Below are 22646 nucleotides of genomic sequence, written 5' to 3'. Positions count from 1 at the left end.
CCCATCTTCCTGAAAACAACTATATTCACCTTTATTGTTTACTAAAATGAAGAATTATACGTATTGAATTTTTGTAGGCATTTTTGGATCTGTATCGTGAATTTCAAAAGCTTCTCCCACTCCAAATCCTTTTTCCTCTAATACTTGTGATACTGACATACGCGCTAGTTCTTTCATGTTGTTATCTAAACTTAAATGGGCTAAATAAATATGTTTTGTCTCATCTGTAATTACATCCGCCATCGCTAACGCAGCATCTTCATTACAAACGTGACCTACATCACTTAAAATACGTCGCTTAATACTCCATGGATAACGCCCCATACGAAGCATTTCCACGTCATGATTACTTTCAAACACGAAAGCATTCGCCCCCTTAATCACACCTTTCATACGGTCACTTACGTATCCCGTATCTGTAATAAGGGCTAACTTTCTATTATTGTTATGAAAGGCATAGAACATCGGCTCTGCCGCATCATGAGAAACCCCAAATGACTCGACCTCAATATCACCGAATGTTTTCACATCCCCAACTGAGAAAATGAACTTTTGCTCAGTTGGAATATTTCCTATTAAATGTTCCATTGCATTCCATGTTTTCTCATTTGCATAAACAGGTAAATCATATTTACGTGCCAATACACCTAATCCTTTAATATGATCACTATGTTCATGCGTTACAAGAATACCTGATACATCATTTATATTTAGTTCTGCCTGTTTAAATAAAGCCTCTGTTGCTTTACCACTTAAACCTGCATCGACGAGTAATTTTTTTTCATCTGTTCCTACATATAGCATATTCCCTGTACTTCCACTTGCAAGTACGCTAAAATGCAACCCCATTCTTTCTCACTCCAGTATGTTCATCAACCACTTGATTTTCCCTTTCACCTAATTCCATAACTTGTCCTTCAATTGCATTTACAAAGAAGTCCTGCTTCTGCTCCGTTTTTAAATTCCATGTTGGAGCCAGTACTTGGTTATTAGAAGTAGATGCGGTAAGGGTGGCATAACCAATTTGTGCTTCTTTTACATGTGTATTCCCATGAACTTTATTTTTTAAATACAGGTTTTCTAAAGCCGTTTGGGCAGTAATAATTTCTTGCTGTTTCGTTTTTTCACTTTCGCCCATTTCTTTTAAATCAGTTAGCATCGTCTGCGTGTAAGACACAAGTTCATTTTTTTCATTTAACTCCACGACAATCATTGCCTGTTCGTTATAGAAAATAGGCTTATCTTTATATTTTTGGAAGAAGTAAATTTTAGAGTCTTTCATCGCCCCAAACTCATACTTTTGTCCATCCAATACATAGTTCTTCAAAAAATCATTATACTTATCTTTGGATAATGATTTTGTATTTAAAAAGGGCTCTTTTAGCTTACTTTCTATCTTGTACATATTTTGTATATGCGCTGTTTGATTTTTTAAAGACTGTACATCTTCTTCTTTAAATGCCTTGTTTTCTGCTCTAATAAACGACTCTTTTTTCGGTTCTTTAGGGAAATTACCCATAGTAATTTTGTTTGCTTTTAATTCTTGATCTATCTTTGTTTCTGCAATAAGCTCCAATTGATTACTATCTTGCTTTTGAATGAATTGAAAGATGAGAAAGAGGTCCAAAACAAAAAAGGTCACAATAAATATGGTTTTAATCCGATCCCAATCCATTTAGTCCTCCCTCACTCCACTCATATATTTTTTGTTTGCCAGCTTCATCTTCAACAAACTTTACATACCAAATTGGCTGTAGTCGAGCTACTTGTCCGTCTAGTGCTAATTTGTATCCAATACCAATGTCTTTAATGAAGCGCTTATCTACAGCGGGATTATTTTCTAAAGATGCTATCACAACGTGTCCTGATGGAAGAGTAACCTTCTGTTCCATACCTTTCGTATTTAAAGATAACAATGGTCTTTCATATTCCATTACTTCTTCTGATCCCCATACTTGCCTCAATTCAGCTAATCCATCTGTATTGAATACGGAATATCCATCTTCATGTAAACGGAATACTGTTTGTCCTTTATTCATATAGTCCAAACGATATGAATCCAGGCTTCCACTGTGACCATTTACAAAATCAAAGCTTTTTTGTAAAAGCATTAAATTATCTGTCGTTTTCTCACTTGAAACAGAAGAATTTTTATACTTTAGCATATGCTGATCGTTTTCAATCTCCATGGACCTAATACCATCTGTAAATATTTCTTTCGATTGCTCGATAATCGGACTTAAATAACGTGGATCACTAAAAAGAGCATTCTTAAATGTATCAACCGCTAAATTAGATGAAATATATGTTATATTACTTAATTCTGTCGTTCCATCTGGTAAAAATAGCTTTTTCATATCATTAATTTGATAGTCAAAATAAGGTTTCGCTGATACTATAAATTGATTTTGTGCATTTACAATATCCTTTAAATACACACCACTTAATTTTGCTTCATATATTCTAGAGTTATCACCATCAGAAACAAAATTAATTTTAATTTCCTGATCCCTACTTCTAGAAGGATCGAGAATAATTCGATTAAAGTGTTTCGGCATATCTATACTTTTTTCTTTCATACTAAACATAGATTTAACTGCATCAAATGGGATGTTGGTAGGGAAAATAAGTTCAATTTTCCCTTCACCATGCACATAAGAAAGGAAGTCAGCCTTAGCAATCGATATCTCTTTGAAACCATGTAATTCCCCTGCTTCCAAAGGTCTATAGATTGATTCTATATCTCCCTCTCTTTTGCTCCCGTAATGATTTTTATCTTTATGCACGATGATAGAAGTAGGGCGGACAACATCAGCGATTTTAGTTTGCGTAGTTCCTTCATTCCCCTGCACAAATTTTGCGTTTTGCATAGACGTGGAATCTGGCACATACGTCCATAAGTTAAAAGTAAGAAATAGGCTAATTACAACTAAATTAATTAAAACTATTGTTTTAACATTTTCCATACTCATTCCCAATCGTCCTCTTCATCCGCTGCCATTGGCAAAGTGAAATAAATCGTTGTCCCTTTTCCTTCCTCACTCTTCGCCCAAATCGAGCCACCATGTGCCTCAATCATTTCTTTCGCAATTGCTAACCCAAGTCCTGTACCACCCATTTGTCTTGAACGCGCTTTATCTACGCGATAAAAACGTTCAAAGATTTTATCGACGTTTTCTTTCGGAATACCCATTCCTTGGTCACTTACACTAATCTCTAATAATTCCCCGCGATCACGTAAGCGATATGTTACTGTTCCACCCTCTGGTGAATACTTTAATGCATTCGAAATAATGTTATACAATACTTGCGTAATTTTATCCGTATCCATATCAATAAATCGAGATTTTTTAGAGAAAGATCGTTTGAAACTTACATTTTGCTCTTTAGACATTTCAAAACGATCAATAATGTTATTAAAGAAGTCAGTAAAGTCGACCCATTCTTTCATTAAACGATGTTCTGTACTATCAAGTTTAGATAGCTGTAATAACGCATTTACAAGTCTAATCATTCTTTCTGTTTCTTCTTGTGTAACTGTTAAAAATTGCGGTGCAATATTTGGATCTTGCCATGCACCGTCTGTAAGTGCCTCTAAATAACTGCGCATTGTCGTTAATGGCGTTCTTAGTTCATGAGAGACGTTTGCTACAAACTCACGGCGTTCTCTTTCTATGCGCTCCTGCTCAGTTACATCATATAATACAGCAATTAAACCATTTGCTTTCCCTGTCTCTTTTTGAATAACAGAGAAACTTGCGCGTAAAATATATGGCTCATTTCTCGTACTAAAATCTAATAACACAGAATCAGGCTCTTCGTATAAATGATCAAGCGTAAATTCTTCTTGTATCCCTAATACTTCCAAAACAGATTGATCGAGCGCCGTTTCGCGCGAAACATTTAGCATCTTTTCCGCAGGATCATTTAATAAAATAATGTCCCCTTTTCGGTCAGTAGCAATTACTCCATCTGTCATATGTGATAAAACGGATGACAATTTACGTCTTTCACTTTCCGTTGAAGAACGAGCTTGTTGTAATTTTTTTGATAAATTATTGAAAGATAATGCTAATTGTCCAATTTCATCATGGCTATGAACTTTTACTTTTCTTGAATAGTTTCCCTTTGCCATTTCAATTGCTTGTCTTCGCATATCTGAGATTGGTCTCGTAATCGTTTGAGCTAATAAAACTCCAAGTACAGCTGTTACGAGTAATGCAATAACGGTTCCAGTCGCAAAAATTTGATTAATATCCTTCATCTGTTTATAAACATCTTCCATAGATGCAACAATGTAAATAACACCAAGTGGATCTTTGCCGTTATCATCTAGAATCGGAGTAAGCATAACTTGTACACGATGACCTGTACGACCATCCTTCTCAATTTTCACTTCTGGCTTTTTTTGTACCAATACCCGCTGAACAGCTATATCAGTTGATGTTCTATTTACCTTATTTTGCTTTGCCTCATCTGAAATAGCGAGCAGTTTTCTATTCGAATCAAATACACTTACCTCTTGGATATCTTTCTTTCGATCAGAGGCAAATTTTCGAATAGAAGTTTTAATCGTTTCATCTGTGGACTCTGTCTCTGCTTTTGTATAACTTTTTTTAAACTCTTGTTTCAAGTTATACGATAATAAGTTCGTTTGCTGCGTTAAAGAATCTCTAAAGCCTTGTACAAGACTCTTTTCTAACTCTCTTACGAAATATACCCCAATAACTTGCATAGCTATCAATATTAATAGCATATATATGAGTACAAATTTTAAATGAATAGATTGAAAAAAACCGACTTTCTTCATATATTATTCCTGCTCTGGGTCACGCAAGTAATACCCTACCCCACGTCTAGTGACAATTAAAGTAGGATGACTTGGATTATCTTCAATTTTTTCACGTAAACGACGCACTGTTACATCCACTGTACGTACATCTCCAAAATAGTCATAACCCCAAACTGTTTGTAATAAATGTTCGCGTGTCATAACTTGTCCTAAATGTTTCGCTAAATAATGTAGTAACTCAAATTCACGATGTGTAAGTTCAATATTTTCTTCACGTTTTGTGACACTATACGCATTTGGATTGATAACAATTGGTCCAATAACCATTTCCGTATTTTCTTCTTTTTCTGCAGCACCGCCTTGTTGATGGCGACGTAAGTTAGCCTTCACGCGAGCAAGCAATTCCCTCGTACTAAATGGCTTCGTTACATAATCATCTGCCCCAAGCTCAAGCCCTAATACTTTATCAATTTCAGAATCCTTCGCCGTAAGCATAATAATCGGCATTTCTGAGCTTTTACGTATTTCACGGCAAACCTCTAAGCCATCCTTACCTGGTAACATAATATCTAATAAAACCATATCTGGCTGTTCTTCATTCGCTTTTTCAATCGCCTCATCACCATCATGCGCCATTACAATTTCAAAACCTTCTTTTTCTAGATTGAACTTCAAAATATCCGCAATCGGCTTTTCATCATCAACTACTAAAATTTTCTTTCCCATCATCGTCTATTTCCTCCTTATAAAAATATGGTCAATATCCCTAAACACATTGATGTCTACATAGTATGTCCCTATATGACCGCATCTTTTGCTTAAGTACTTTCTCCTCTATTCTCACAGACTCATGTATGATCCACTTTTACACGGAATCCTATACGATCTATAGAAAAACCTCTAGCTTCAACTGCTAGAGGCTCCTCATTCTATTTTAAAATAACTACTCAATTTTGTAAAATTACACAAATAAAAAGGATATTAAGTGGGCCCACTTAATATCCTGAGAGTGGCTCGGGACGGAATCGAACCGCCGACACGAGGATTTTCAGTCCTCTGCTCTACCGACTGAGCTACCGAGCCAAAACTATATATAAAACCACTAATGGTGGTATAAACAAAAGTGGCGGTCCCGACCGGGGTCGAACCGGCGATCTCCTGCGTGACAGGCAGGCATGTTAACCACTACACCACGGGACCAAAAATAAACATAAAAAAAACATGACCCGTACGGGATTCGAACCCGTGTTACCGCCGTGAAAGGGCGGTGTCTTAACCACTTGACCAACGGGCCACGAAAAATAAAATGGTGAGCCATGAAGGACTCGAACCTTCGACCCTCTGATTAAAAGTCAGATGCTCTACCAACTGAGCTAATGGCTCATACTCACCAACGTCATATTTTCGTGACGACAAGATGTATCATAACATGTTATCTTTGTTTTTTGCAATACATTTTTTTATTTTTTTTATAAAAGATAAGAAAAAACTCATGCGGACATGAGTTTTTTCTTAAAAATATCAATTAAGCTTCGTATACGTTACGAACGATATTTGTTTGGTTACGATCTGGTCCAACTGAGAACATAGATAATTGAATTCCTGTTAACTCAGAAACACGTTCTACGTATTTTCGTGCATTTTCAGGAAGCTCATCTAATGATTTTACACCAGTAATATCTTCTGTCCAACCTGGAAGCTCTTCGTATACAGGCTCACATTTAGCTAAAATGTTTAAGTTTGCTGGAACTTCATCGATAACTTCGCCATTATATTTGTAAGCAACACAAATTTTAAGAGTTGGAATACCTGTTAGAACGTCGATAGAATTTAATGATAGATCTGTTAGACCACTAACACGACGTGCATGTCTTACAACAACGCTATCGAACCAACCTACGCGGCGTGGACGACCAGTTGTCGTTCCATACTCACGACCAACTTCACGAATTTGGTGACCAATTTCATCATTAAGCTCAGTAGGGAATGGACCATCACCTACGCGGCTTGTATATGCTTTACATACACCTACAACGCGTGTAACTTTCGCAGGACCAACTCCAGTTCCAACTGTTACACCACCAGCAATTGGGTTAGAAGATGTAACGAATGGGTACGTACCGTGATCAATATCAAGCATAACACCTTGTGCACCTTCAAATAATACACGGTGATTGTTATCTAATGCATCATTTAATACAACAGACGTATCACATACATATTGTGCGATTTGTTGTCCATACTCGAAGTACTCTTCAAAGATTTCTTCTACACTGAAACCTTCTGTATCGTACATTTTTTCAAATAAACGATTTTTTTGTGCTAAATTGCGCTCAAGCTTCTCTTTAAATGCTTCACGGTCTAAAAGATCAGCCATACGAATACCAATACGAGCAGCTTTATCCATATATGCAGGACCGATACCTTTTTTCGTTGTACCGATTTTGTCATCACCTTTACTTGCTTCTTCTAACTCATCTTGTTTTAAGTGATAAGGTAAAATAACGTGCGCACGGTTACTTACGCGTAAATTATCAGTACTTACACCACGATCGTGTAAGTATTTTAACTCTTCAAGTAATGCTTTCGGATCTACTACTAAGCCGTTTCCGATTACACAAATTTTTTCTTTATAGAAAATACCAGATGGAATTAAGTGTAATTTATATTTAACTCCGCCGAAAACAATTGTATGTCCTGCGTTATTTCCACCTTGATATCTTGCAACTACTTCCGCATGCTCAGAAAGAAAATCAGTGATTTTACCTTTTCCTTCGTCGCCCCATTGTGTTCCTACAACTACTACTGAAGACATTATTAAAGCACCTCCGCAATTTTCAAACGATCTATTCAAACAATATAATTGTACCAAAACCGAAAAAGAAGTCAACCAAAAAGCGAACATTTTTTTATTAAAAAACATTTTCGTTCGTAAGAATTATATTTTTACATTATGAAAGCCTTATCTTTCCTATAAAAAAAAAGAAACACATCTTATTATAAGAAATGCATTTCTTTTTTATACTATCTTTATGCAGGCGGCGCATGTCCATCCTCGAAGCGTCGTTCTAAGTTAACGAACTTATTGAACTCTTTAACGAATGCCAGCTCTACTGAGCCTACGGGACCGTTACGCTGCTTTGCAATAATAATTTCAATTGTATTTTTATTTTCCGTTTCTCGGTCATAGTAATCCTCACGGTATAAGAAGGCTACAATATCAGCATCCTGCTCGATACTCCCCGATTCACGAATATCAGACATCATCGGACGTTTATCTTGACGAGATTCTACACCACGAGATAACTGTGATAAGGCAATAACAGGCACCTGTAATTCACGCGCAATCCCTTTTAGTGTACGCGAAATCTCAGATACTTCCTGCTGACGGTTTTCTCCTGATTTCCCGCTTCCTTGAATAAGCTGTAAGTAGTCAATCAAAATCATACCAAGACCCTGTTCTTGTTTTAATCTACGACATTTTGCTCGAATCTCATTTACTTTAATCCCTGGCGTATCATCAATATAGATACCAGCATTAGAAAGGCTACCCATTGCCATCGTTAGCTTCGCCCAATCATCAGAAGTTAATGACCCGGTACGAAGCCTTTGCGCATCAATATTCCCTTCTGCACAAAGCATACGCATAACAAGCTGATCAGCACCCATCTCTAGACTGAAAATCGCTACATTTTCATCCGTTTTTGTCGCTACATTTTGTGCGATATTTAATGAAAATGCCGTTTTCCCTACCGATGGACGTGCCGCCACGATGATTAAATCATTTCGCTGGAACCCTGCCGTCATCTTATCTAATTCAGTAAACCCAGTTGGTATCCCAGTAACTTCACCTTTTTGATTATGCAAAAGTTCGATTTTATCGTAAGCATCTACAAGAACGTCTTTAATATTTTGGAATGCTTTCGCATTTGTTTGATGAGATACTTCTAATATTTTTTTCTCAGCCTCATTTAAAAGGCCATCCACATCATCTTCTCTCTCATACCCATCAGACACGATATGAGTCGCCGTTCGAATCAAACGACGTAACAGTGCTTTTTCAGCGATGATTCGTGCATAATACTCTACGTTAGCAGCAGTCGGAACAACTTCTGCTAATTCTGCTAAGTAAGAAACCCCACCAACTTCTTCTAGTAATCCTTGGTCGGCCATCGCCGACGTCATCATTACTAAGTCAATTGGCTCTCCCTTATCAGACAACCCAAGCATGACTTCAAAAATCTTTTGATGTTTCGTTCGATAAAATGAGTCAGGTACCAATAGTTCCGATGCTGACGTTAACGCATCCTGATCAATCAATATAGCACCTAAGACGGCCTGCTCAGCTTCTATATTATGCGGAGGGGTACGATCAGCCATTACATCACTCATGCGCAATCCTCCTTGCTTACCTTATTTTTATTGTTCACTAACATGAACTTTTACTGTTGCTGTTACTTGCGGATGCAATTTCACAGTAACGTTTGTATAGCCTAATGCACGAATTGCATCATCCATTTCAAATTTACGCTTATCAAGTTTAATCTTGTGTGATTTTTGCATTGCATCTACGATTTGTTTACTTGTAATTGAACCGAATAGACGGCCACCTTCTCCAGATTTAGCCTTTAATTCTACAGTTAGTTTCTCTAATGTTTCTTTCAATTGTTTTGCACTTTCAAGCTCTGCTGCTGCATCTTTTTCTTCTTTACGTTTTTGAGCTTCTAAAGTTTTCATACTGCTATTTGTCGCTTCAGCAGCTAATCCTTGTTTTAGTAAGAAGTTATTTGCATAGCCATCTGGTACGTTTTTTATTTCTCCTTTTTTCCCTTTACCTTTTACGTCTTTTAGAAAAATTACTTTCATGATTGTGTGCCTCCCTGTAAATAGTCATCAATAACAAATCGAAGCTTCTCCTCAGCTTCATCTACTGTAACATTTTTCATTTGTGTGGCTGCATTCGTTAAATGCCCGCCACCTCCTAAATTTTCCATAATTAGCTGCACATTCACTTCACCTAAAGACCTGCCGCTAATTCCAATGAAATTCTCGCCACGTTTTGCAATAACAAATGACGCAATAATTCCTGTCATTGTTAATAACGTGTCCGCTGATTGCGCAATAAGCACTTGATCATAGTAATCATCACTATCAACCTTTGCAATCGCAATTCCATTTGTATAAATGTACGCATTTTTAATAGCTTTTGCAACCCGTAAATACTGATCCATATCTTCTTTTAGAAGCTCTTGTACAAGTACAGTATCTGCACCATGTGAGCGTAAATAAGAAGCAGCATCAAACGTACGAGCACCCGTACGGAATGTAAAGCTTTTCGTATCAACGATAATACCTGCTAACAATGCCGTTGCTTCTAACATTGTCATTTTTAAATTTTTCGGTTGATATTCAAGTAATTCTGTAACAAGTTCTGCCGTGGAAGAAGCATAGGGCTCCATGTAAACAAGCAATGGATCCTCAATAAAATCCTCTCCTCGGCGATGATGGTCAATAACAACTACATTTTCAATTTTGCGTAACAGCTTTTCTTCCATCACCATTGAAGGTTTATGCGTATCAACAACAACAAGTAAAGAATCATCATTTGCAAATTCCATCGCTTGTCCTGGTGTAATAAAGTGAGACCATAACTCTTCGTTTTGTTTCACTTTATCCATCAAACGCTTAATTCCCTTATCAGAATCATTTTCATCTAGCACAATATATCCTTTGCGCTCATTTAATTGTGCTACCTTTAAAATACCAATCGCGGCACCAATTGCGTCCATATCAGGAGCCCTGTGCCCCATTATAATGACATTGCTACTTTCTAATACTAAATCCTTTAATGCATGCGAAATAACTCTGGCACGCACGCGAGTACGTTTTTCAACCGGATTTGTCTTACCACCATAAAACTTAACTTTACCTGTTGCCTGTTTAATAGCTACTTGATCTCCACCACGTCCAAGCGCAAGGTCTAAACCGGACTGAGCCATTGCCCCAAGTTCTGATAACGGTAAATCACCTGATCCAACACCTACACTTAAGGTGAGTGGTATATTCCTTTTGGATGTTTCTTCACGCACCTGATCTAAAATGCTAAATTTCCCTTTCTCCATCTGCGCTAAAATACTTTCATTTAGTACAACGAAGAATCTTTCTGAAGATGCACGTTTTAAATATGCCCCATACTTAACGGCCCATTCATTTAGTCGTGATGTTACAAGACTTGTTATATTCGTACGTAATTGATCATCTAAACCTTGTGTAACTTCATCATAATTATCTAAATAAATGACAGCCAAAACAGTACGTTGATCCTCATACATCTTTTCAATTTCTGTTTGTTCCGTTACATCAAAGAAATAAATTAACTTTTCTTCTTTCCTTACAAAAACACGAAACTTTCGATTATTTAAAGAAACTATATCATCGGAAGTTTCTCCTTTAATAAAAAGAAGTAACGTTTCCGATACATCATAAAGGTGCCATCCAGCTAATGCATGCTGTCCCAGACATGAAGATAAATAAGGATTCGCCCAATCAATCCCATAATCCTTATTGTATAACAAAATACCAATCGGCATTTGGTTAAATGCCTCATTACTTACTTTCTTTACCCTTGTAATCATATCTGTCGTATGCTTTTCGAAATTCTTTTGAAAGGTAAGTTCAAATCGTACAACAACAAAAAGGACGATACAAAAAATAAAAAAGGCAGCTATCCCCATCATTAAATGAAAATAACAGAGAATCGAAATGAGCACAAACACGAAAAATGCCAATACATAAACAGGATATAAAAACCACTGTTTCTTATAAAATTCAGGCATGTATACAACTCCTATAAAGTAAAACTAACTCACCTTCCAGTTAGTTAAACAGATTAAAATAGTATAAGGAATATTACTTCATCCTCCTATTTTAGAACGCAATGAAATCCCTAAATCAATTATACCTAAGATTGTCACAAGAGGAAACAGCATCGGAATAAACATGCAGACAATAAAACTAATAATAGGAACCCCTTTCGTAAAACCTTTGCTATGCGCTAAAAAAGCGATAAATGTCAGACCTTGCAGTACGAGTAGTAAAGCAAATATGACATATAGGTTAGAAAATACCATATGTAAATATGATGTCGGTTCTACTTTTATAAAAGTTGATAACAAAATAAATATAACGTAATACCAAACAATACTCTTTGGTAATTGTATATCTTTAAATCTAGGCCAAGGTATAACATCGTGTTTTAACTTTCTCAAAACACTGCCCGATAATATTACTGTGATCCAAGAAAAACATGCAGAAACCATTACAAGTAAACTTGGAGATAACGTTTGTAGCATATCATTCATTTGTGCAAATAACTCTTTTTGTTCTTTACTAATCGGCATACCAGCAGCACTGACTATCTTTTCACTTTGTGCCATACTTTCATTAAACATATTTTGCATTTGCTTCATTAAATCTATGTTAAAAAACTTTATACTCACAACATAAATGAGCATAATACCAATTAAGTATGCAAGCGTCCCCGCCATCAAAATCTCTACCGGTTTTTTTCGTTTTTTATACATAGATCCTAAAACGATACCTATCAATCCAAACATAGTTGTCTTCACTAGGTTCATCGGCTGACTGACAATAACAGTAATAAAAAGCGCCGCCGTAAAAATTACAAAGGCATTAGATAATTTATATCTTATCGTTAGCAATATAAATGGCAATGGCAACGCAAACGTTACAACTGTACCTAAAATCGGAACATACATAGATATAAGTAGCAACATTGCATATATCGCTAACAACGCTGCACCCTCAGTAATAAATTTCGTATTTTTCATCCTCTAACCTCTCTTTCAAAAAAAGAAAAGCATAGCAAAATGCACAGTAGAGTCCGACTCTACTGTGCATTTCATACGCTATTATTCACCAACATATGGTAAAAGTGCCATTTGACGAGCACGTTTAATTGCAACTGTAAGTTTGCGTTGGTATTTCGCGCTTGTTCCTGTTACACGACGAGGTAAAATTTTACCACGCTCAGAAACGAAACGTTTTAATAAATCAACATCTTTATAGTCAATGCGAGTGATGCCGTTAGCTGTGAAGAAACACACCTTACGACGTTTCGCACGTCCACCTTTGCGTCCTGCCATGTCTATTTCCCTCCATTCTTAGTTAAAACTAACAAATTTACTGTATTAGAACGGTAAATCGTCGTCGGAAATGTCGATCGGTTGACCTACATTTGAAAATGGATCGTCATTCTTCGTAAATCCAGAGTTTCCTTGGTTACCTTGGTTGCCCGAATTACTAGATTGACCAAATGGGTTAGAGCTTTGGTTACCGAAACCAGCTCCTGATGGTTGCTGATTAAATGAACCACGTTGCTCCCCACCGCCATTACGCGGCTCTAAAAATTGTACGCTTTCCGCAAGAACTTCTGTTACATATACACGTTTACCATCTTGTCCATCGTAATTACGAGTTTGAAGACGTCCATCTACGCCTGCTAAGCTACCTTTTTTCAAATAATTTGCTACGTTTTCTGCTTGTTTACGCCATATTACACAATTAATAAAGTCAGCTTCACGCTCACCTTGTTGATTCGCAAATGCGCGATTCACAGCTAACGTAAAAGTAGCTACTGCAACACCATTGGGCGTGTAACGTAAGTCAGGGTCCTTAGTTAAACGACCAACGAGGATAACACGATTCATCAATCGAACCACTCTCCCTTATATATCAATTATTTTTCTTCTTCTTTAACAACGATATGACGAAGGATGTCTTCGTTGATCTTAGCTAAACGGTCGAATTCGTTAATCGCTTCTGCGTTAGAGTTCACGTTTAAGATCATGTAGAAACCTTCACGTAAGTCGTTGATTTCGTAAGCTAAACGACGCTTACCCCACTCTTTCGTGTTAATGATTTCTGCACCATTGTTTGTTAAAACACCTGCAAAACGTTCAACTAAAGCTTTTTGAGCTTCTTCTTCAACGCCAGGACGAATGATGTACATAATTTCGTACTTTCTCATTACACTTTCACCTCCTTTTGGTCTAAACGGCCCATAATGGGCAAGGAGCAATTAATTTATAGTAATTACTCACGAGTTTAGATTATATCATAGTAAGTTAGATGAATCAACTCACCCATACATAAAAAACTTGGCAAACACATAATATATTTGCCAAGCTTATATCTTTATTTTTCCTAGGAAATATTAAATTAAACGTTGAAGCGGAAGTGCATAACGTCTCCGTCTTTTACGATATACTCTTTTCCTTCTAAACGTACTTTTCCAGCTTCTTTTGCAGCTGTCATAGAACCGTTTGTCATTAAATCATCATAAGAAACTGTTTCCGCACGAATAAATCCACGCTCAAAGTCTGTATGAATTACACCAGCACATTGTGGTGCTTTCATACCTTGTTTAAACGTCCATGCACGTACTTCTTGCACACCAGCTGTGAAGTAAGTAGCAAGTCCTAATAAATCATATGCAGCACGAATTAATTGATCTAAACCAGATTCTTCAATGCCTAGCTCTTCAAGGAATACCTTTTTCTCTTCCTCGTCTAACTCAGCGATTTCTGATTCGATTTTTGCACATACAACGATTACTTGAGAATTTTCATTTGCAGCAAATTCTTTTACCATTTGTACGTATTTGTTTTCAGAAGGATCGATAACATCTTCCTCGCTTACGTTTGCTACGTATAACATTTCTTTCGTTGTCAGTAAATGAAGACCTTTAACAATCTTCATCTGCTCTTCTGTAAACTCAACAGTACGAGCCGGTTTTCCCTCTTCGAAAGCTTCTTTTAAACGCACTAAAATTTCATGCTCATATACTGCTTCTTTATCTTTTTGTCTTGCTAATTTCGCAACACGCTCGATACGTTTATCAACAGATTCTAAATCTGCTAAGATTAGCTCTAAGTTGATTGTTTCAATATCATCGATTGGATCTACTTTCCCTGAAACGTGCGTAATATTTTCGTCTTCAAAACAACGGACAACTTGGCAAATTGCATCTACTTGGCGAATATGAGATAAGAATTTATTTCCTAAACCTTCACCTTTACTAGCACCTTTTACGATACCTGCAATATCAGTAAACTCAAATACAGTCGGAACAGTTTTTTTCGGTTCTACTAATTCCGTTAATTTATTTAAACGCTCATCTGGTACTTCTACAATCCCTACGTTTGGATCAATTGTACAGAATGGATAGTTTGCAGATTCTGCTCCTGCTTGTGTAATTGCATTAAATAAAGTGGACTTCCCTACGTTAGGTAATCCAACAATCCCAGCCGTTAATCCCATATTTTTCACTCCTATGTCTCAATCTTTCATCATTATAGATAGTAACGAAAAAAATGACAAGTTTCCTCCAAACGAAAAAAAGTAACAGCTACCCACTGCAACTGTTACTTTCTCTCTATTCTTCGTGCTTCACAAGTATTTTTTTCACCTTACGATCAAACTCTCTTCGAGGAATCATTACTGAATGGTCACATCCCTCGCACTTAATGCGGATATCCATTCCCATACGAATAATCTTCCAACGATTCTCACCACATGGGTGGGCTTTCTTCATTTCCACAACATCGTACAAGTTATACTGCTTTTGCTCCATTCTCCAAACCCCTCTCCATACTAAATTGCTTTTCCACTTACCAATTCTTCACGATTATATAAAACCATACGTGGATATGGAATTTCAATCCCATGTAAATCTAGACGATTTTTAATTTCTTTACGAAGTACTCTTGCAATAACCGCATGTTGCATCGGCTCTACTTCTGCAATAACACGTAATATAACTTCTGATGCAGCTAATGTTTGCACGCCTAATAACAGAGGCGTTGTTACCATTTGCTCATATTGCGCAGGTAATTCTTCTAATAATTCTTCGATGACTTGCTCTGCTTTTGCTATGTCAGCCTCATACGAAATAGATACATCAACAAATGCAACACTATTACTAACTGAATAGTTAGTAACTTGAATGATACTTCCGTTTGGTAAAGTATGAATTTCGCCTGTCCAGCTCTTTACTTTTGTTGTACGAAGTCCAATTTCTAAAACGACTCCCTCAAACTGGCCAATTTTCACATAGTCTCCCACTGAAAATTGGTCTTCTAGCAAGATAAATAACCCTGTAATGACATCTTTCACTAAACTTTGAGCACCAAATCCGACCGCTAAACCAATTACCCCGGCACCGGCTAATAAACCAGATGCATTAATATTAAACACACCTAAAATCGCAATTAGCATAATGAACATAACAACGTATGCCACAATATTTTCAAGTAACTTCGCTACTGTAACTGTACGACGTTCTGAAATTTGAATTGGCGAACGACTTCCCATACGAAACGCATTTCGTACAATTGCACGCGCAACTCGCACAATAATTGCACCAAGTATTAAAATAACGACTATTTTTAGTGATTTCACACCTATATTCGTCCAATCAATGGACTCAAACCATTTCAACGCTAAATCCATGTACCTCTACCTCTCCAGCTAAAATTTCTTTTTAATTATCCTTCTCATTGTATCAGAAGTCACCCTGATTTCTGCAAAGTTTTTATGACTTTAATTGCATTTGTTAACTTCCATGCAGGTATAAAATGGAACGAATATATATATACTAGTACTATTATTCCATTTTCACTCAAGTTTTACAGGAAGTACGCACTTATAGTTTTCCATTTTACTCTCCATATAACATATTTTGAAAATTTATTAAAAGGATGGATGCTTCATGAATATTGGAAGTTTTCGCTTACCCTTTTTCGAAAAAGAAACTCAAAATGTTATGCACCAAGACGTAGAAGCCTCCGAGACAATTAGTAACTTCTTACTTTCCCATATCCCTATTAAAACGAATATACCGATTATTCTCGTTTGTATCGGAACAGATCGTTCTACAGGCGATGCACTCGGTCCGTTAGTCGGTACGAAATTAGAACAAGTAGGAATTAAAAACTTCCAAGTGTTCGGTACACTAGATGAGCCAGTACATGCGCTAAATTTAGAAGCAAGAATTCAGAATATACAGAAAGATAATCCTACTTCATTTATAATTGCGGTTGATGCCTGTTTAGGAAAGTCTCAAAGCATCGGTTCCATCACCACCGGAATGGGGCCTAGTAAACCCGGAGCTGCAATGAATAAGAAATTACCTGCAGTTGGTGATCTACATATTCATGGCATCGTAAATCTAAATGGTTTTATGGAGTTTTTCGTTCTGCAAAATACAAGATTAAGTTTAGTCATGAAAATGGCTGAGGTAATTGCACAGAGTATAAAAGAAACTGACCAAAAATTATCTGTATTAAAAAAAGCAAACCATCTATAAATAATAAGATGGTTTGCTTTTTAGTTTTTCTGTGCTAATAATTCTAAAATACGATTCAAATCTTCTTTATTAAAAAATTCAATTTCGATTTTACCTTTTTCTTTTTTCGTTTCTTTAATTTTCACATCTGTGCCAAATTTTTCTCTTAAGAACGTTTCGCGTTCTACGAAAAATATGTTTCTTTCCTTTTTCACTTGTATTGTTTCACGTGAAACGCGTTGATTAATCTCCTGAACAATTTTCTCTAATTGACGAACATTTAATCCTTCTTTTTCAATTCGTTTCAATAAAGATTTCAATTGTTCTTCATCTTTTATTGTAAGTAAAGTTCTCCCATGAGCCATTGAAAGTTGACCATTTGCAATCATATCTTGTACAAACGGAGGGAGGCTTAATAACCGCGTATAATTTGCAATGTAAGGTCTGCTCTTACCAAGACGTTTTGCTAATTGTTCTTGCGTTACATTTAGCTCATTCATTAACATTTGATATGCCATTGCTTCTTCCATTGGATTTAAATCTTCTCGTTGTAAGTTTTCAAGCAATGCAAACTCCATCATTTGCTGCTCGTTTAATTGTCTTACAACGGCAGGTACCTTTTCAAGCCCGGCCTCTTTGGCAGCACGATATCTTCTTTCACCTGCAACAATTTCATATCCTTTAATACTCTTCCTAGCAATTAACGGTTGTAATATGCCGTGCTCTTTAATAGAAGCCGATAATTCTTGAATTGCCTCTTTATTAAAGTGTTTACGTGGTTGATATGGATTCGGTCTTAATTCAGTTATCGCAATCTCCTGAATTGTCTCTTCTTCTTTCACATCTAAATCAGGAAAAAACACATTGATTCCTCTTCCTAATCCTTTAGCCACCTGCAATCACTTCCTCTGCTAAATCTATATACACTTCTGCCCCTCTTGATTTAGCGTCATACTGCATAATTGGTTTCCCATGACTTGGTGCTTCACTTAAACGAACATTACGAGGAATAATCGAACGGTATACTTTATCCCTAAAGTATTTCTTCACTTCATCTATAACCTGAATCCCTAAATTCGTACGGGCATCCAACATCGTTAGCAATACACCTTGAATTGCTAGATTTTTATTTAAGTGCTTTTGCACAAGTCGAACTGTATTTAATAGCTGACTTAATCCTTCTAGTGCGTAATATTCGCATTGAACAGGAATAATAACAGAATCTGCTGCGGTTAATGCATTAATCGTTAATAACCCTAAGGACGGGGGACAGTCGATAATAATATAGTCATATTCATCACGAACTGGCTGTAATGCCCTTTGTAAACGTACTTCCCGGGAAATAGTCGGTACCAATTCAATTTCAGCACCTGCCAATTGAATTGTAGCGGGTAGAACATCTAAGTTTTCAGTTGCGGTTTTCTGTATAACCCCTTGAACATCTGCATCTTCCACAAGAACATTGTAAATACATTGATCTAATTCGGATTTTTCAATTCCCACACCCGTCGTTGCATTTCCTTGAGCATCAATATCTACAAGAAGGACCTTTTTACCTACTTGTGCCAATCCAGCCCCTAAATTAACAGATGTTGTTGTTTTCCCAACGCCACCTTTTTGATTGGCTATAGCAATGATTTTTCCCATGATGTCACCTACTTTCAACCTTTCTATCTTATTCTAGTAACAATTACGTTTATTGTAACATGAAATAAAAGTTTTTCTTTTACGTCCTTATTAAACTTCAAAATTTATTTGTAAACTCCTTCTTCATCTAACAAGAAAATATAGTAAAAGAGACCTATCCAATAGGATCAGGTCTCTAACACGCCATTATTATTTTTTCTTCGGAATTTGAATTGTAATTTGATAGTACTCGTCAAACTCTTCTTCCTCAGAATTAACATTTAAACCACTGTCAGCAACCATTTGTAATGACTGTCTAATTGTGTTCATGGCAATTCTCGTATCTCGACTTACTGCTTTTTGCTTTGCCTTACGCTTCGGTTTTGCTTCCTCTAGTAATTTCGCAATTCGTTCCTCTGTTTGCTTTACATTCAGTTGTTTCTCCACAATTTCCTGTAAAACTTTCAGTTGTAATTCCTCATTTTTTAAAGGAATGAGCGCGCGAGCATGACGCTCTGTAATGCTTTTTTCTAATAACGCACTTTTTATTTCTTCAGGCAACTTTAACAATCGCAACTTATTTGCGATTGTGGATTGTCCTTTTCCAAGTCGTTGTGCCAATGCTTCTTGTGTTAAATTATGTAACTCAATTAGCTTTTGATAGGCCACAGCTTCCTCGATTGCTGTTAGTTCCTCACGCTGCAAGTTTTCAATTAAAGCTACAGAAGCTGTTTCTGTATCATTTAAGTTCTTTATAATTGCAGGAACCTTTTCCCACCCTAACTTTGTTGCCGCACGGAAACGCCTTTCTCCAGCAATAATCTCGTACTTATCATCCTCATATTGCCTCACAACAATTGGCTGAATAAGTCCGTGTGTACGAATTGTTAATGCTAGCTCCTCAATACGTGCATCATCAAAAACTGTTCGTGGTTGATAACGGTTAGGGGTAATATTTACTATCGGAATTTCTTGTATTTCTTCATATACCTTTTTATCTATTTCTTCATGGCTTTCGTCTTGTAATTCGAATTCGCTCTCTTTATCTCCAAAGCCAAATAAACGAGAAAACGTATTTTTCATACATATTCCACCACCTTTTAGGCCTATTGACTATTCTCCATAAAATGTTTCCTATGAAACATTTACGTTTTCATTTATATAATTTAATCTTACGTCTAATAAGATTTATTTTTCAATAGGTAATTTATTGGGTGTTCCCGGTTTGCGTGGATATTTCTTTGGTGTCTTGCGCTTTTTCTCGATTAATAAAATATTACGTTCACTTTCTTCAAACGGTAATTGGAACGTAGACATTTCTTTTAAATCCCCGCCTAGCACCTCTAAAGCATACTTGCCATTTTCAATTTCTTCGTTTGCTGCGGCACCTTTCATTGCAATGAATGTTCCCCCAACTTTTACAAGCGGTAAACATAGCTCGCTTAATACTGAAAGACGTGCAACTGCACGTGCCATTACAATATCGTACGATTCACGTACACCTTCTTTTTTCCCAAATGTTTCGGCACGATCGTGACAAAACGCAACGTCACTTAATTCCAACTTTTGTGCCAAATGATTCAAGAAATTAATACGTTTTTGCAATGAGTCTACAATTGTCACTTTTAAGTGCGGGAAACAAATTTTTAAAGGAATACTTGGAAATCCAGCTCCTGCGCCAACATCACAAATTGAGAATGGTTTTGAAAAATCATAATAAAAAGCAGCTGTAATGGAATCAAAAAAGTGCTTCAAATATACTTCTTCTTTCTCCGTAATAGCCGTTAAATTCATTTTTTCATTCCACTCTACTAATGTTTCGAAGTAGATTTCGAACTGCTCTAACTGTCTAGAAGAGAGGGTGATACCCTTCTCTTCTAGCATAGATTGAAATTGTTCTATGTTCATCTAACAATATCTCCTTACTATTTATTGGTTCGATACTCGCGCAATTTTTCCTTGTTCAATATACACAAGTAAAATGGAAATATCCGCTGGATTTACGCCAGAAATACGTGAAGCCTGCCCCACTGAAAGTGGACGAACATCTTTCAATTTCTGTCTAGCTTCTGATGCAATGCTAGAAATCGCATCATAATCAATATCTACAGGGATTTTTTTGTTTTCCATCTTCTTCATACGCTCTACTTGCTGTAAAGATTTTTCGATATATCCTTCGTACTTAATCTGAATTTCAACTTGTTCTGTCACTTCATCACTTAATTCTACTTCACTTGGTACTAAAAGATGAATATGCTCATATGTCATCTCTGGACGACGTAATAAGTCACTTGCACGTATTCCATCTTTCAATTCACTTCCACCAATGCTGCGAATTAATTCTTGAACTTCAGGACGTGGTTTAATAATAATGCTGCTTAAACGTTCCTTTTCCTGTTCAATTTGTAACTTTTTATTTGTAAATCGCTCATAGCGCTCTTCTTTAATTAATCCAATTTCACGACCAACTTCAGTTAAACGAAGATCAGCATTATCATGGCGTAATAATAGACGATATTCTGCACGAGACGTTAATAAACGATACGGTTCATTTGTACCTTTCGTAACAAGATCATCAATTAAGACACCAATATAAGCATCCTCACGCCCTAAAATAACTTCTTTCTTACCTAAAGAACGACATGCTGCATTAATCCCAGCCATAAGCCCTTGTCCTGCTGCCTCTTCGTAACCAGAAGTTCCGTTAATTTGTCCTGCTGTATATAAATTTTTAATATTTTTCGTTTCAAGTGTTGGCCATAGTTGTGTTGGCACAATTGCATCGTATTCAATTGCATAACCTGTACGCATCATTTCAACGTTTTCTAGACCAGGGATTGTTCTAAGCATATCACGCTGCACGTCTTCTGGTAAGCTTGTGGATAAACCTTGTACATACACTTCTTGTGTATTACGTCCTTCTGGCTCTAAGAAAATTTGATGACGTGGTTTATCATTAAACCTTACTACTTTGTCTTCAATTGAAGGACAATATCTAGGTCCTGTTCCCTTAATCATACCAGAATACATAGCTGAGCGATGTAGGTTTTCATCTATTAAACGATGTGTTTCCGTACTTGTATACGTCAACCAACATGGAATTTGATCCATAATAAATTTTGTCGTTTCAAAAGAGAAAGCTCGTGGTTTATCATCACCTGGCTGAATTTCTGTTTTACTGTAATCAATCGTATTACTATTTACGCGCGGAGGTGTACCTGTTTTAAATCTAACAAGATCAAATCCAAGCTCCTCTAAATGTTCTGATAACGTAATAGATGGTTGTTGATTATTCGGACCGCTCGAATATTTTAAATCTCCCATAATAATCTCACCGCGTAAAAACGTTCCAGTCGTAATTACAACTGTTTTTGCTGTATATTCAGCACCAGCTTGCGTAATTACCCCTTTACATTCGCCGTCTTCAACGATTAAACGCTCTACCATTCCTTGGAACAAGGTTAAGTTTGGTGTTTCTTCAATTGTTTTCTTTAATTCATGCTGGTAAGAGAACTTATCTGCTTGTGCTCGAAGTGCACGTACAGCTGGCCCTTTACCTGTATTTAACATACGCATTTGAATATGCGTTTTATCAATGTTGCGTCCCATTTCTCCGCCTAATGCATCAATTTCACGAACAACAATCCCTTTTGCTGGTCCACCAACAGAAGGGTTACACGGCATAAACGCTACCATATCTAAATTAATTGTTAACATTAATGTTTTGGAGCCCATTCGTGCTGCCGCAAGACCAGCTTCACATCCTGCATGACCTGCACCGATTACTATGACATCGTATGAACCGGCATTGTATCCCATCATTTATTCCTCCTAATAATCTCTATCTTTCTAAAACATCGC

22 protein-coding genes and 4 tRNA genes are annotated in these 22646 nt (G+C 36.6%); 1 reads left to right on the top strand and 25 read right to left on the bottom strand.

The window, feature by feature from the left end; all coding sequences use genetic code 11:
* Window positions 1-54: 54 nt before the first annotated feature.
* The 20 genes from DN390_RS00390 to DN390_RS00295 form a co-directional block, all read right to left on the bottom strand.
* Complete coding sequence (locus DN390_RS00390; RefSeq protein ID WP_000522836.1) at window positions 55-849, bottom strand: MBL fold metallo-hydrolase; 795 nt, start codon at window positions 847-849, stop codon at window positions 55-57.
* Window positions 833-1675 (bottom strand): two-component system regulatory protein YycI, encoded by an 843-nt coding sequence (locus tag DN390_RS00385; RefSeq protein WP_060633058.1) that lies wholly within the window; start codon window positions 1673-1675, stop codon window positions 833-835. Before DN390_RS00385 ends, DN390_RS00390 begins: the two co-directional genes overlap by 17 nt.
* Window positions 1656-2972, bottom strand: a complete 1317-nt coding sequence (locus tag DN390_RS00380) for a YycH family regulatory protein (RefSeq protein ID WP_147806344.1) — start codon at window positions 2970-2972, stop codon at window positions 1656-1658. The genes DN390_RS00385 and DN390_RS00380 overlap by 20 nt, the downstream gene beginning before the upstream one ends.
* Window positions 2969-4810 carry a cell wall metabolism sensor histidine kinase WalK gene (walK, locus tag DN390_RS00375; protein ID WP_060633060.1) on the bottom strand — a complete coding sequence of 614 codons (1842 nt, stop codon included), beginning with the start codon at window positions 4808-4810 and terminating at the stop codon, window positions 2969-2971. The genes DN390_RS00380 and walK overlap by 4 nt, the downstream gene beginning before the upstream one ends.
* A 3-nt stretch (window positions 4811-4813) precedes the next feature.
* Window positions 4814-5521, bottom strand: a complete 708-nt coding sequence (walR, locus tag DN390_RS00370) for a cell wall metabolism DNA-binding response regulator WalR (RefSeq protein ID WP_000971865.1) — start codon at window positions 5519-5521, stop codon at window positions 4814-4816.
* Window positions 5522-5802: 281 nt separating this feature from the next.
* Window positions 5803-5875, bottom strand: a tRNA-Phe gene (locus DN390_RS00365).
* Between the two features lie 41 nt (window positions 5876-5916).
* Window positions 5917-5992, bottom strand: a tRNA-Asp gene (locus tag DN390_RS00360).
* Window positions 5993-6014: 22 nt separating this feature from the next.
* Window positions 6015-6086: transfer RNA gene (locus DN390_RS00355), tRNA-Glu, on the bottom strand.
* A gap of 13 nt (window positions 6087-6099) precedes the next feature.
* Window positions 6100-6175 (bottom strand) — tRNA-Lys (locus DN390_RS00350).
* A gap of 142 nt (window positions 6176-6317) precedes the next feature.
* Entirely contained in the window at window positions 6318-7607 is a 1290-nt protein-coding gene (locus DN390_RS00345) for an adenylosuccinate synthase (RefSeq protein ID WP_060633061.1), read from the bottom strand.
* 215 nt (window positions 7608-7822) lie between these two features.
* Window positions 7823-9184: a replicative DNA helicase gene (gene dnaB / locus DN390_RS00340; RefSeq protein WP_001286244.1), complete on the bottom strand. Its 1362-nt coding sequence runs from the start codon at window positions 9182-9184 to the stop codon at window positions 7823-7825.
* A gap of 27 nt (window positions 9185-9211) precedes the next feature.
* On the bottom strand, window positions 9212-9658 hold the full coding sequence (gene rplI, locus DN390_RS00335) for a 50S ribosomal protein L9 (protein ID WP_060633062.1): 447 nt from the start codon (window positions 9656-9658) through the stop codon (window positions 9212-9214).
* Entirely contained in the window at window positions 9655-11628 is a 1974-nt protein-coding gene (locus DN390_RS00330; RefSeq protein WP_016085351.1) for a DHH family phosphoesterase, read from the bottom strand. The genes rplI and DN390_RS00330 overlap by 4 nt, the downstream gene beginning before the upstream one ends.
* 78 nt (window positions 11629-11706) lie before the next feature.
* Complete coding sequence (locus DN390_RS00325) at window positions 11707-12642, bottom strand: YybS family protein (protein ID WP_060633063.1); 936 nt, start codon at window positions 12640-12642, stop codon at window positions 11707-11709.
* An 81-nt stretch (window positions 12643-12723) separates the two neighbouring features.
* The gene (gene rpsR, locus DN390_RS00320; protein WP_000918873.1) at window positions 12724-12957 is read right to left on the bottom strand and encodes a 30S ribosomal protein S18; all 234 of its coding nucleotides are present in this window, start codon (window positions 12955-12957) and stop codon (window positions 12724-12726) included.
* 45 nt (window positions 12958-13002) lie between these two features.
* Window positions 13003-13524: a single-stranded DNA-binding protein gene (gene ssb / locus DN390_RS00315; RefSeq protein ID WP_000981963.1), complete on the bottom strand. Its 522-nt coding sequence runs from the start codon at window positions 13522-13524 to the stop codon at window positions 13003-13005.
* 26 nt (window positions 13525-13550) lie between these two features.
* Entirely contained in the window at window positions 13551-13841 is a 291-nt protein-coding gene (gene rpsF / locus DN390_RS00310; protein ID WP_001233781.1) for a 30S ribosomal protein S6, read from the bottom strand.
* Between the two features lie 191 nt (window positions 13842-14032).
* Entirely contained in the window at window positions 14033-15133 is a 1101-nt protein-coding gene (gene ychF, locus DN390_RS00305; RefSeq protein ID WP_147806343.1) for a redox-regulated ATPase YchF, read from the bottom strand.
* 115 nt (window positions 15134-15248) lie between these two features.
* Window positions 15249-15446, bottom strand: coding sequence for a DUF951 domain-containing protein (locus tag DN390_RS00300; protein ID WP_000436051.1), 198 nt, complete (start codon window positions 15444-15446; stop codon window positions 15249-15251).
* 20 nt (window positions 15447-15466) lie between these two features.
* Complete coding sequence (locus tag DN390_RS00295; protein WP_097951325.1) at window positions 15467-16324, bottom strand: mechanosensitive ion channel family protein; 858 nt, start codon at window positions 16322-16324, stop codon at window positions 15467-15469.
* 259 nt (window positions 16325-16583) lie between these two features.
* Here DN390_RS00295 and yyaC point away from each other — a divergent pair, with 259 nt between their 5' ends.
* Window positions 16584-17180, top strand: a complete 597-nt coding sequence (gene yyaC / locus DN390_RS00290) for a spore protease YyaC (protein ID WP_147806342.1) — start codon at window positions 16584-16586, stop codon at window positions 17178-17180.
* Between the two features lie 20 nt (window positions 17181-17200).
* Here the strand turns inward: yyaC and spo0J are convergent, their stop codons facing one another.
* The 5 genes from spo0J to mnmG form a co-directional block, all read right to left on the bottom strand.
* Window positions 17201-18052, bottom strand: a complete 852-nt coding sequence (gene spo0J, locus DN390_RS00285; RefSeq protein WP_097951323.1) for a stage 0 sporulation protein Spo0J — start codon at window positions 18050-18052, stop codon at window positions 17201-17203.
* Window positions 18045-18806 carry a sporulation initiation inhibitor protein Soj gene (gene soj, locus DN390_RS00280; protein ID WP_000516114.1) on the bottom strand — a complete coding sequence of 254 codons (762 nt, stop codon included), beginning with the start codon at window positions 18804-18806 and terminating at the stop codon, window positions 18045-18047. Before soj ends, spo0J begins: the two co-directional genes overlap by 8 nt.
* 189 nt (window positions 18807-18995) lie before the next feature.
* Complete coding sequence (noc, locus tag DN390_RS00275) at window positions 18996-19868, bottom strand: nucleoid occlusion protein (RefSeq protein WP_000799027.1); 873 nt, start codon at window positions 19866-19868, stop codon at window positions 18996-18998.
* A 105-nt stretch (window positions 19869-19973) separates the two neighbouring features.
* Complete coding sequence (gene rsmG / locus DN390_RS00270) at window positions 19974-20693, bottom strand: 16S rRNA (guanine(527)-N(7))-methyltransferase RsmG (RefSeq protein WP_001019622.1); 720 nt, start codon at window positions 20691-20693, stop codon at window positions 19974-19976.
* 21 nt (window positions 20694-20714) lie between these two features.
* Window positions 20715-22604, bottom strand: a complete 1890-nt coding sequence (gene mnmG, locus DN390_RS00265; protein ID WP_097951320.1) for a tRNA uridine-5-carboxymethylaminomethyl(34) synthesis enzyme MnmG — start codon at window positions 22602-22604, stop codon at window positions 20715-20717.
* Window positions 22605-22646 lie beyond the last annotated feature (42 nt).

Source organism: Bacillus sp. SH7-1 (assembly GCF_008042405.1).
GTDB classification, from domain to species: Bacteria; Bacillota; Bacilli; order Bacillales; family Bacillaceae_G; genus Bacillus_A; species Bacillus_A thuringiensis_N.
The sequence above is the reverse complement of the archived record's forward strand: the minus strand, read 5'-3'. Positions and strand labels throughout refer to the sequence as shown.